Below are 10,952 nucleotides of genomic sequence, written 5' to 3' on the forward strand. Positions count from 1 at the left end.
TTTTTTGCCAAGCTCAAGCAGTATCGTGCTATTGCCACACGCTATGATAAATTGGCTCAAAACTTCTTATCAGCGATCTACCTGGCTTCAACAATCATTTGGCTTAATTGATGACACGCCCTAGTTACCTCATAAATAAATCTGATTATAAATTCGCTCTATTTTTTAATAATCTATTGCCTATTCATAAACTTACACAAACACAGCAGTAAATAAACCGGCTGGATTGCTAGACTCGGTGCAACGTATAAAATAGGAGCCGCCGAATGGATTGGGCCTCGATCTTTATTCAGGATACAACTTGGGCATTTGCATCAGAGATTTTGCTGCGTTGTATGTTGATGTACATCATGATTATCCTGTTTTTACGCCTGACTGGAAAACGTGGTGTACGGCAACTTTCGATCTTTGAAGTTGCGATCATTCTGTCCTTGGGCTCAATTGCCGGCGACCCGATGTTTACTGAAGATATTCCCCTGATTCAGGCGGTTCTGGTCATGTCGGTGATTATCTTGATGTATCGCCTGACCACCTGGCTGATGATGAAATATCAATGGTTTGAAGACCTACTGGAAGGCAAACCAATTTATATCGTGGAAAATGGTGTACTGGTCATCGAGGAAATTAAAAAAGGTAAAATGTCACATGATGAATTCTTTGCCGAAATGCGCCAGCAAGGTGTTGAACATCTCGGTCAGGTACGTACCGGATTACTCGAAACTGATGGGAAATTCAGTGTGTTATATTTTAGCGATGATCAGGTGAAATACGGCCTGCCGCTATTTCCTAAAACCTGCTCGATCGTCGAACAGGTGAAAGCGGAGCGTTTATATGCCTGTATTTACTGTGGTCAGGTTCAAAACCTGGTCAAAGCGACACAACAATGTCCTCGCTGCGACTCCTCGCAATGGGCTGAAGCGATGAACTGTACACGTATCACTTAAATTAAAGCTGATTCAGGCGTTGTAAATGTGTGAAAATTTCAGATAACTGCTGAATTTTATATTGAATTTCTTCGGCATCAGGATGAAAACCCTGCATCCACAAGGCATGCATACCGGCACTCTTGGCTCCCTGCACATCATTCACCGGATGATCGCCAAGATATAAACAATGTTCAGGCAGGACATCCAGGCGCGCTGCTGTAATCTGGAAAATTTCCGGTTGGGGTTTACTGAAGCCGACTAATCCCGAACTGATAATTTCATCAAAATAACCGGCAATCCCCAAACCCCGAATGGTATTTAAACGGGTGTCGTGTCCACCATTGGAAACAATCGCCAGTTGATAGCCTTGGGATTTCAACTGCTCGAGTACCTGCTTGGCATCCGGCATTTCTACAGCGCAACGACCAAACTGGCTGAACCAGAACTGTGCCAGCTCTTCTATACTGGGAGGATTTAACCAGGATAGCTCCTGTAATAATGCATAAGCCGCCGAAGCCCCGATACTGCCATGCGTCAACAATTCCTTTTTCGGATAACCACCATTATCGATGCGCCGTACAATCTCGACAATTTTTTCTGGTTCGACCTGTGCCAGAGCCGGAGCATAATAGTCTGCCAGAGAGCGGCTATACGCTTGTGCGGTGAGATCACGATGGGTCAAGGTATTATCAAGGTCAAATAAAACAGCTTGAATAGTCATAGTTTTAAAAAAGGAATGCTAAGGTTTATAGTCATGGTATCAGCCTGACACTTTAAGCATCAGAACTAAAATTGCTAAGTTTTGTAGTTTCAAATATAAAAAAGCGGTGCCGAAGCACCACTTTTAGCACGTTCTAGAATCAGAACTTGTATTCTAAGCCTATACCAATCCTTAGGCATCATTAAAAAAATCTCCTCCTAAAGTATTGATGTAAAAAATCCCACCGATTGGTGGGATTTTTTATTAAGCGTTATATCATCAATTAGAAGCTATATTTGCTCATTAAACCAATACGGTTATCTTTGAATTTATCATTATTAAAGTCTTTACGCTCACCATTGACATACTCAACACCAAACTCAAGTGGTTTAACAGGTGAATACACCAAGTTTAACCACGCTTGTTGTACCTCTTTGTTTGCAACATCATTGAGGTCTGCATAGTCTGAATCTTTATCAGCAAACAATGCACCATAACCTATTGATGTTTTTAAGTTAGGTAGAATGCTGTAGGTTAAGCCCGTTTGTACCGCCCAAATTTCATTTTGCTCAATATTACGGTCATTTTCATCATTTACGAATGCACTGTTGGCATTGGTACCATACAGAATACCGTTCACACCTTTGGTATAGCTGACATCTAGCGTCGCTTTCAAAGGATCAAGCACTTGATAGGTTGTACCTGCAGCTAAACCCCAACCTGCTTTACGCTTGTTAATGTTTTCATCTTTATAAACTTCAACTAAAGCACGCGCAGACGCATTACCTTTTTTGTCATCAAAGTTGTGTGCCAATTTAGCAGTCAATGTTGGTACGCTTGATTTGATGTCTGCAGCACTTGAGTTTGGTTTTTCTGCAGCCAGGAACAATTGCGTTGCTGGTGTCAAATCAAAACCATAACGAACCATTGGTAGACGGGTAGTCCCCCCACCGACGTTGGTGCTGAAGTCAATCATAAACGGTGCATGATTTGACAAGAAGGTAGATTGTGTTTGACCAATCAACCAATTTTCATAGGTTAAATATGCTTGACGTATACGGAATGAATCGTTACTACCTGCAAAATCACTTTCAAGTTTACCGCCAATCTCTGCACCTTCAACATTGGTTTTAAAATCTAAACCTATTCGTGTTGTTTTTGCTGTTGCCACAAATTTATCTCTGGTTTGTTGAGCATTGGGTTGATTCGCCTTACCGTTACCAACGTTAGCAACATCAGAGAAGTCACCTGACGAACCTTCAATGATATAGTTCGCATCACCACGAACGAAACCATATAGCTTCACTTCAGTATCTGATTTTGTACTTAGGGCTTTCGGTGCAGCTGCTGATGGTTGTGGGGTTGCTTTGACTTGTTCTATTTGCACTGCTTGAGTTTGCTGAACTTGTTGCTGCTGTAATACTAATGCTTTTAATGCTTCAATTTCTTGGCGCAGCTGCTTAATTTCTTTTTGCTCTTGTGTTTCAGCATGTGCAACAGTCCCCATCATCAATGTTGTTACTGCTACTGCTAATCCTTTAGCTAAAAACTTTCCTGTTAAAACTTGACTCATTAAATTCTCCATAGTGAACACATGTTCATTGGCATTGGAAGTTCGGTGATTTCAACTGAAACCTACACCGTGTGGAATATCTATAATTATGAAATAGCTTGGTTATGATCTCGAAAGACGACTCACGCAATATATGTCGAGTTAAAAGCCCACGTATCATGTCATGTATTTGACTGGACTTACACTTTTAACCCTAGCTACACAACAAGCTACTTGAAAACATCAAGAATTTAACAACTTTCAAATGAGTTTGAAATCATTTTTATCTCATACTTTTATCTATAATATGTATTAACCACACTTTTAAAATAGATTGCTTTTTTTTTCAGTCAGCTTTAATTCATATTTCATGATGACTGTGATTGCTGGTCGACTCTCCCCCAAAATACGATAGGCAATAGAAGCACTATGCTGATATAAACAATATAGGTTAGATATTTTGCATAGCCTAAATAATCACCCAATATCCCACTCAACATATATAAGCCACCACTTACCGTCGCCATAATTGAGACTTGAAAAGTAAAATCAGTCCCGGCCAGACGCTTACGGCTGTATTGCATAATGAGCGTCAGCATTACCACCAAGAGCATTGCCGAAACCAGATCTTCTGCTGCATTAATAGTATAAATCAGCCAGTTTTCGACTTTAAGCTGGGCTTCATATTGTGCTGCCAGCCAGGCATAGGCCATTAAGCTCAGTATTTTGAGAATCGAAAAAGACATCAAACAAGAGCGACGCGAAAAAAACTTCAGGCAATAACCTGCCAAACCGGCCCCAATCAAGGCAGCACCTGCACCCAGCATAGTCACATATACACCGATCTGGCTGAAACTCAGACCGAGATCGACCATTAAAGGCTTCAGCAAAGGGCCAGACAGCCCATCTGCAACTTTAAATGTCAGCAAGACCAGCAACCAGCAACGCAAGCCTGGATGTGTATAAAAGTACTGAAAATAGGCTTTGATTTTTATTTTACTGGAAGCTGTAATTTGCTCAGATGCGATCGAGCGATGCTGTGGCTCTTTAAATTTTAAAACAGGCAGTGTGTTTATAAAAACCAGTGCAGCCAAAAGCAAAAAAGTGCTTTGCCACTGCAACAGATCTAAAAACAGTAAAATCGCACCACCACCGACAATGAAACCCAAACGTGATCCAATCACCTGAAAGGTATTGCCCCAGTGCTGCTGTTCATTTTTCAGAATATTGACTGCCAGTGCATCGGTGGCAATATCCTGTGTCGCCCCCACCCCATTCATAAATAATAACGCAATAAAAAAGGCCAATAGATAAACCGGCTGATCTAAAGCCTGAATGGGCAAAAAGGACAAGGCGATCAGCACTGCCACCGAGAGCAATTGCAGCGGAATAATCCAGCTTCGATAATGCCCTGTAGCTTTAGAGCCATAACGATCGACCAATGGCGCCCAAAACACCTTGATTGACCAAGGCAGCATGAGCAGGCCAAAACCACCGATCTGTGCCAGCGACACTCCTTCTGCCCGTAAGATCACCGGCAAAGCATGAGTCATAAATCCGACCGGCAATCCTTGCGCCCAATACAGGGAAAACAACACAATGTAAGTATTCCGCATATTCGGCATGCTGGGTCCTTAATAGGCAAAAGAAGCAGAAATCATTCAACAAGCTGGACATTTTGCCAATGAAAAAACCAAAGTAAAAGCCTAATATCATTAAAAATAAAGAAAAATGTGTGTCAGGAAGAGACTTTAAGCATGACCAAAAAGCACTTTCCAGAATTACCTCCCTTGGTGCCCAGTCGAGGCAATCGACTCAGCCGTTATTTTTTTAAACGGATCTTTTTAGTGCAGGGGTGGCAGCTTGAAGGTGAGTTTCCCAATTTACCAAAAGCCGTTGCGATTATTTCTCCACATACGTCCAATATTGATGCCTGGCATGGTTTTATTGCACTCTTAGCTATCGGGTTAAAGGTCACTATTTTTGGTAAAAACAGCCTGTTCCATACCCCATTAAAGCCCTTACTTGAATGGGTTGGGGTGATTCCGGTGGTTCGGGATAGTCCACAAGGTCATACTCAGCAGATCGTGGAAATCATCAAGCGAAAACCCCAGATTTGGGTCGGTATGGCACCCGAAGGTTCACGTAAAGCGCCAGAAAAAATCCGCAGTGGTTTTTATCATATTGCCGATCAGGCCGGCCTGCCTATTGTCATGCTGGCTTTTGATTATGATATTAAAACCATTCATATTCTGGGTGTCTATCAGCCGACGGGCGATTATGAACATGATCTGGTGCAGATTTATGCACATTATCAAGGCAAGATTTCGGCAAAAAATCCGGACTGGATTGCCCGGCCTTTACAAAAGCTGTTGAAAAAAGACTAGGCAAAATCCTGTTTTTTTGCTCTGATAGCCTATATTTTGATGATTTAGTGATCATTTCCTACAATGAAATTAGCGTCTTATGCTCTGATTGGCTGTCTTGGCCTCAGTCTGGCTGCATGTGATAAAGCCAGTAAAACCACACCGACTCCTACACCACTTCAGGCCCGCGAACCCGTGATTGCAATTGCACTTGGCGGCGGCGGTGCGAAAGGCTTCGCCCATATTGGCGTGATTAAGGTACTGGAGTCACACGGCATTAAACCGAAAATTGTCACAGGCACAAGTGCCGGCAGTTTTGTCGGCAGTCTATATGCCAGCGGCAAATCACCGTATCAGTTGCAGCAAATTGCCTTGAACTTTAAGGAATCGGACATCCGTGATTTAACCTTAAATCGGCAAGGGATTATTGCCGGACAAAAGTTACAGGATTTCGTCAACAAAAATGTGGCAAATAAACCGATTGAACAGTTCCCGATACGGTTTGCTGCGGTGGCGACCCGCCTGGATACGGGACGCAAGGCAGACTTTATTAAAGGCAATGCCGGACAGGCGGTGCGCGCTTCTTGCAGTATTCCCAATGTATTTGTCCCGGCCACCATTGGCGGGCTGAAATATATTGATGGTGGACTGGTCAGCCCGATTCCAGTCAAAACTGCCAAGGATATGGGTGCCGATCTGGTCATTGCGGTGGATATTTCTGCACGTCCTGACAGCAACAAAGCTGTGAATATGTGGGGCCTGCTGGATCAAACCCTGAATATTATGGGTCAGCAAAGTATTCATGAAGAACTGAAGCAGGCCAATGTCGTGATTCAGCCCAAAGTTGGCCATATCGGCACCCTGGATTTAAAGGCCAGCAATCAAACCATTCTCGAAGGTGAAAAAGCCGCACAATTGAAAATCCGGGCCATCCAGAAAATGATTACTGATTTCAAACAGTCCCCTGCTGCATTTAAACCGGCACGTGCTGCGAAATTCTAAGGTACGAATTTTTTATATTCATCTGAACCGGCATCTGTTACATTGGGCTTAATCACATAATGATGATTAATTAAACACTTAGCGATATAGGTCACGATATGGAATTTGTTATTGAACCCTGGCACTGGTTTGTATTAGGCGTTTTGCTGATTCTTTCGGAATTGCTTTTACCCGCTTTTGCTGCCCTGTGGTTTGGTATCGGCGCCATTTTAGTGGGCATTTTATACTGGATGTTCCCGATGATGGGACTGACCACCCAGATCCTGACCTGGATTGCTCTATCCGTCCTCTGTACGCTGGCATGGTTTAAATTTATCAAGCCACTTTCGATTGATAAAACCAAAGCTGGTCTGTCTCGTGAAGCGACGATTGGCCAGATTGGTATGGTCATTCAAACCAATCTGGAAAATGAACAAATCAGAGTACGTTTCCCGATGCCGGTTTTAGGCTCAGATGAATGGGAATGTCGTACTCTGGATCAGGTTCAGGTCGGTGACCGTGTTCGCGTCGTGGATATTCTGGGGAATGATCTGGTGGTTCAACCCCACAGCACACATTATCAAAATGAAAAAGGTGAATAAGATATGTCTGGTGGAACTATAATTGTTATCGCATTTTTGGCCTTTGTGGCGATTACAATTTTTAAAGGGGTACGTATTGTCCCGCAAGGTTATAAATGGATCGCACAACGCTTGGGCAAATACCATACGACGCTGAATCCGGGTCTGAATTTTGTCATTCCGTATATTGATGAAGTGGCTTATAAAGTCACCACCAAAGATATTGTGCTGGATATTCCTTCACAGGAAGTGATTACCCGCGATAATGCCGTGTTACTCATGAATGCGGTGGCCTATATCAACCTGACCACACCTGAAAAAGCGGTCTACGGCATTGAAAACTATTCTTGGGCAATTCAAAACCTGGTACAAACCTCATTACGTTCGATTGTCGGTGAAATGGATCTGGATGATGCACTATCATCACGTGATCATATTAAAGCACGTTTAAAATCCAGTATTTCCGATGATATCTCGGACTGGGGTATTACCCTGAAAACAGTTGAAATTCAGGACATTAAACCGTCAGTCACCATGCAAACCGCGATGGAAGAACAGGCCGCTGCTGAACGTCAACGTCGTGCGACCGTGACCAAAGCTGATGGTGAAAAACAGGCTGCCATTCTGGAAGCGGATGGTCGTCTGGAAGCATCGCGCCGTGATGCAGAAGCACAGGTGGTTCTGGCTGAATCTTCACAACGTGCGATTGATATGGTGACTTCGGCAATTGGTAGTAATGAGATTCCGGTTGCCTATTTACTCGGTGAGCAATATATCAAGGCCATGCAAGATATGGCCAAATCACCAAATGCCAAAACGGTGGTCTTGCCCGCAGACGTGCTGAACACGATTCGAGGCGTGATGGGTCGTCCGCCTCAGTAAAAATTTTCATTTTCAAATTCATAGGCAGCGTATTCGCTGCCTATTTTTTGTTTAAATACGAAAATCTCAGCAAAGATTTGGAATTTATGCTTAAATTTCGCGTTATTTTTTGAAATCCTTTGGGCTTTGATGCCAGATCTGTGTTTCGCCACAGCATTTATCATCAAGATAAGTCCTTATTCGATTACTGTCCAACTCGAAAATGGATACCGTATGAGCTCCCTAAATCCAACGTTAATTACCTTTCTTTTTTATATTGTCGCCATGGTGGTGATCGGCCTGATGGCTTATCGTGCGACCACAAACTTTTCCGATTACATTTTAGGGGGCCGTCGTTTAGGTAGTTTTGTTACTGCACTTTCCGCTGGGGCTTCCGATATGAGTGGCTGGCTGCTGATGGGCCTGCCCGGTGCAATTTATCTTTCTGGTTTGTCGGAAATGTGGATTGCCATTGGCCTGATTATTGGTGCCTGGTTAAACTGGTTGCTGGTGGCTGGCCGTTTACGGGTACATACGGAAGTTCAGCACAATGCCCTGACCCTTCCAGATTATTTTTCCAATCGTTTTAACGACCAGAAGAAAATTTTACGTATTGTATCGGCTTTTGTGATTCTGATTTTCTTTGCGATTTACTGTGCCTCAGGCATGGTAGCAGGTGCGCGCCTGTTCGAAAGCATGTTTGAAATGTCCTACACGACGGCGCTCTGGATCAGTGCCATTGCCACCATCAGTTATGTATTTATTGGCGGTTTTCTGGCAGTCAGCTGGACCGATACCATTCAGGCCGGCCTGATGATCTTTGCGCTGTTGCTCACGCCAATTGTGACCCTATTGACCTTCTCTGATATGTCTCAGGTCACTCTGGCGCTTGAAACGGCACGTCCACAGGCCATGAATCTGGTCGGTGACTTAAGTACGGTGGCTATCCTGTCGCTACTGGCATGGGGCTTGGGTTATTTTGGTCAGCCACATATTCTGGTGCGCTTTATGGCGGCAGATTCAGTCAAGTCAATTCCAAATGCACGCCGTATTGGTATGACCTGGATGATCCTGTGCTTAGCTGGTGCCGTGGCTGCCGGTTTCTTTGGTATTGCTTATTTCCAGCAACATCCGGAACTGGCCAGTGTGGTGAATGCCAATCCTGAAACTGTATTTATGGAATTGACCAAAATTCTGTTCAACCCATGGATTGCCGGTATTGTCCTGGCTGCGATTTTGGCTGCGGTAATGAGTACTTTAAGCTGTCAGCTTCTAGTCTGCTCAAGTACGCTGACAGAGGATTTTTATAAATCCTTCCTGCGCAAAAATGCATCTCAAAAAGAACTGGTTTGGGTTGGCCGTTTTATGGTGCTGCTGATTGCCCTGCTGGCAATCTGGATGGCGGGTAATCCTGAATCGAAAGTGCTGGGTCTGGTCGCTTATGCCTGGGCCGGTTTTGGTGCTGCATTTGGCCCGCTGATCATTCTGTCCCTGTTCTGGAAACGCATGACTTTGAATGGTGCCTTGGCAGGTATGATTATGGGTGCAGTGATGGTGATTTTATGGAAAAACCTGTTCGCAGCAACAGGTGTCTATGAAATTATCCCGGGCTTTATCTGCTCATTCATTGCCATCATTGTAGTGAGCTTGATGGGTAAAGTACCTACGGCTGAAATTACCGATCGTTTTGAACAGGCTGAACGTCTGTATAACGAAACCAAATAAAATTAACGATCAAAAAAAGCGGACTTTAAAGTCCGCTTTTTTAATACCTGAACAATCACTCAAAATAAAAACAATGAACAGATTCAAGCATTTTAATTTTTACGCTGAAGTAAAAACTGGGTGATAGAGATCAGCTCTGCCGCCTGATCATCAAAATGAGCAAGAGCGGCTAAGGCCTGATCATGCAATTGCTGTGCATAGGCTTTGGCCTGTTCCAGCCCCATCAAGGCAGGATATGTCGATTTTTCTACCTGCTCATCCTTGCCAGCTGTTTTACCCAACACTTCAGTATCAGAAATAATATCCAGAATATCGTCCTGCACCTGGAAGGCCAGACCAATCGCCTGTCCAAACTCACGCAGTTTTGGAATCGCCAGATCTGTACCTTCAAAGATTGTGACCGCCGCCATCATGATCGCAGCACTCATCAAGGCACCGGTTTTATTACGATGTATGGTTTCTAATACGTCCTGATCAATTTTTTTGCCTTCGGACTGCAAATCCAACACCTGACCATTGACCATTTTCGAAGAGGCTGTGGCCAGAATCTGCATTTGTTTTAGCACAATCGAAGCATCTACCGCAGGACCTTGATCAAACAGACGACTGCCTAAAATTTCAAAGGCCATCGACTGTAGAATATCACCTGCCAAAAGCGCGGTATCTTCACCATAAGCCACATGACAGGTCGGCTGACCACGGCGCAGCAAATCATTGTCCATACACGGCAGATCATCATGTGCCAGTGAATAACAATGGATAAATTCAATCGCAACCGCCGCACGGCGTACCGCCGCGGTATTCTGATTCGGTTTTAGTGCTGCTGTGGCATAGCATAATGCTGGACGAACACGCTTCCCTCCCAGCATCACGGCATGATGCACCGCCGACTTTAAAGGTTCAGGAATGGCAAAGGCATCTAGGGCTGTCAGTAAATCTTGTTGAATACGATGTTGTGCTTGAGTCAATGCATGGATTGATACGTCAGTAATAGATGACACATTTGCCTCGAATACATAGTCCGGAAGGATGAAAATAACAAGTTTGAGCCACTTGTCCTGATAAGCACTATTGTACCTACAATCGCCTTGAATTTTCAGCTTTATATGTGGATTGATTTAAAGCAGCAATAGATAGGACTTACGCATTGACGGATTCAAAAAAGTATTAAAATACTTTATAAAGTATCTGTGATCAGACGAATTAAACATGCTTCTACAGCAACTTGTACATTACCCATTTATATGGGCTTTCTCATGA

The 10,952-nt window shown here is 43.7% G+C and carries 11 protein-coding genes; 7 read left to right on the forward strand and 4 right to left on the reverse strand.

Translation table 11 applies throughout. The annotated features are described in order from the left end of the window. Together FTT73_RS15130 and FTT73_RS15135 are read left to right on the forward strand one after the other, a co-directional pair. The coding region (locus FTT73_RS15130) for a transposase (protein ID WP_180078732.1) at nt 1-111 on the forward strand (111 nt) is incomplete at its 5' end. A gap of 155 nt (nt 112-266) precedes the next feature. Next, nucleotides 267-944: a DUF421 domain-containing protein gene (locus FTT73_RS15135; protein WP_180191626.1), complete on the forward strand. Its 678-nt coding sequence runs from the start codon at nt 267-269 to the stop codon at nt 942-944. A gap of 1 nt (nt 945) precedes the next feature. Here FTT73_RS15135 and FTT73_RS15140 read toward each other — a convergent pair whose 3' ends face one another. From FTT73_RS15140 to FTT73_RS15150, 3 genes are all read right to left on the reverse strand, one after another. Beyond that, complete coding sequence (locus FTT73_RS15140) at nt 946-1,647, reverse strand: HAD family hydrolase (protein ID WP_180191627.1); 702 nt, start codon at nt 1,645-1,647, stop codon at nt 946-948. A 262-nt stretch (nt 1,648-1,909) separates the two neighbouring features. Beyond that, the gene (locus FTT73_RS15145) at nt 1,910-3,199 is read right to left on the reverse strand and encodes a DcaP family trimeric outer membrane transporter (protein WP_180191628.1); all 1,290 of its coding nucleotides are present in this window, start codon (nt 3,197-3,199) and stop codon (nt 1,910-1,912) included. Between the two features lie 347 nt (nt 3,200-3,546). Further along, nucleotides 3,547-4,803 carry an MFS transporter gene (locus tag FTT73_RS15150; protein ID WP_180191629.1) on the reverse strand — a complete coding sequence of 419 codons (1,257 nt, stop codon included), beginning with the start codon at nt 4,801-4,803 and terminating at the stop codon, nt 3,547-3,549. A 132-nt stretch (nt 4,804-4,935) separates the two neighbouring features. Here FTT73_RS15150 and FTT73_RS15155 point away from each other — a divergent pair, with 132 nt between their 5' ends. The 5 genes from FTT73_RS15155 to putP all read left to right on the forward strand — a co-directional run bounded on the left by FTT73_RS15155 (nt 4,936) and on the right by putP (nt 9,692). Then, nucleotides 4,936-5,565: a 1-acyl-sn-glycerol-3-phosphate acyltransferase gene (locus FTT73_RS15155; RefSeq protein WP_100357282.1), complete on the forward strand. Its 630-nt coding sequence runs from the start codon at nt 4,936-4,938 to the stop codon at nt 5,563-5,565. A gap of 63 nt (nt 5,566-5,628) precedes the next feature. After that, nucleotides 5,629-6,546 (forward strand): patatin-like phospholipase family protein, encoded by a 918-nt coding sequence (locus tag FTT73_RS15160; protein WP_180191630.1) that lies wholly within the window; start codon nt 5,629-5,631, stop codon nt 6,544-6,546. A gap of 98 nt (nt 6,547-6,644) precedes the next feature. Further along, the gene (locus FTT73_RS15165) at nt 6,645-7,127 is read left to right on the forward strand and encodes an NfeD family protein (RefSeq protein WP_005172082.1); all 483 of its coding nucleotides are present in this window, start codon (nt 6,645-6,647) and stop codon (nt 7,125-7,127) included. 3 nt (nt 7,128-7,130) lie between these two features. Continuing rightward, nucleotides 7,131-7,988 carry an SPFH domain-containing protein gene (locus FTT73_RS15170; protein WP_005096199.1) on the forward strand — a complete coding sequence of 286 codons (858 nt, stop codon included), beginning with the start codon at nt 7,131-7,133 and terminating at the stop codon, nt 7,986-7,988. A 213-nt stretch (nt 7,989-8,201) separates the two neighbouring features. Then, nucleotides 8,202-9,692, forward strand: coding sequence for a sodium/proline symporter PutP (putP, locus tag FTT73_RS15175; RefSeq protein ID WP_005096195.1), 1,491 nt, complete (start codon nt 8,202-8,204; stop codon nt 9,690-9,692). A gap of 92 nt (nt 9,693-9,784) precedes the next feature. Here putP and FTT73_RS15180 read toward each other — a convergent pair whose 3' ends face one another. Continuing rightward, complete coding sequence (locus tag FTT73_RS15180) at nt 9,785-10,693, reverse strand: polyprenyl synthetase family protein (RefSeq protein ID WP_005096193.1); 909 nt, start codon at nt 10,691-10,693, stop codon at nt 9,785-9,787. Between the last annotated feature and the right edge of the window lie 259 nt (nt 10,694-10,952).

This window comes from Acinetobacter sp. YH01006, assembly GCF_013420445.1.
In the GTDB taxonomy this organism is placed as follows: Bacteria; Pseudomonadota; Gammaproteobacteria; order Pseudomonadales; family Moraxellaceae; genus Acinetobacter; species Acinetobacter pseudolwoffii.

What these genes read in the sequence shown, in the direction of transcription:
- FTT73_RS15135 (WP_180191626.1), top strand. Translation starts at nt 267, where the DNA reads ATGGATTGGGCCTCGATCTTTATTCAGGATACAACTTGGGCATTTGCA.
- FTT73_RS15170 (WP_005096199.1), top strand. Translation starts at nt 7,131, where the DNA reads ATGTCTGGTGGAACTATAATTGTTATCGCATTTTTGGCCTTTGTGGCG.
- FTT73_RS15140 (WP_180191627.1), bottom strand. Translation starts at nt 1,647, where the DNA reads ATGACTATTCAAGCTGTTTTATTTGACCTTGATAATACCTTGACCCAT.
- FTT73_RS15155 (WP_100357282.1), top strand. Translation starts at nt 4,936, where the DNA reads ATGACCAAAAAGCACTTTCCAGAATTACCTCCCTTGGTGCCCAGTCGA.
- FTT73_RS15150 (WP_180191629.1), bottom strand. Translation starts at nt 4,803, where the DNA reads ATGCCGAATATGCGGAATACTTACATTGTGTTGTTTTCCCTGTATTGG.
- FTT73_RS15165 (WP_005172082.1), top strand. Translation starts at nt 6,645, where the DNA reads ATGGAATTTGTTATTGAACCCTGGCACTGGTTTGTATTAGGCGTTTTG.
- putP (WP_005096195.1), top strand. Translation starts at nt 8,202, where the DNA reads ATGAGCTCCCTAAATCCAACGTTAATTACCTTTCTTTTTTATATTGTC.
- FTT73_RS15145 (WP_180191628.1), bottom strand. Translation starts at nt 3,199, where the DNA reads ATGAGTCAAGTTTTAACAGGAAAGTTTTTAGCTAAAGGATTAGCAGTA.
- FTT73_RS15160 (WP_180191630.1), top strand. Translation starts at nt 5,629, where the DNA reads ATGAAATTAGCGTCTTATGCTCTGATTGGCTGTCTTGGCCTCAGTCTG.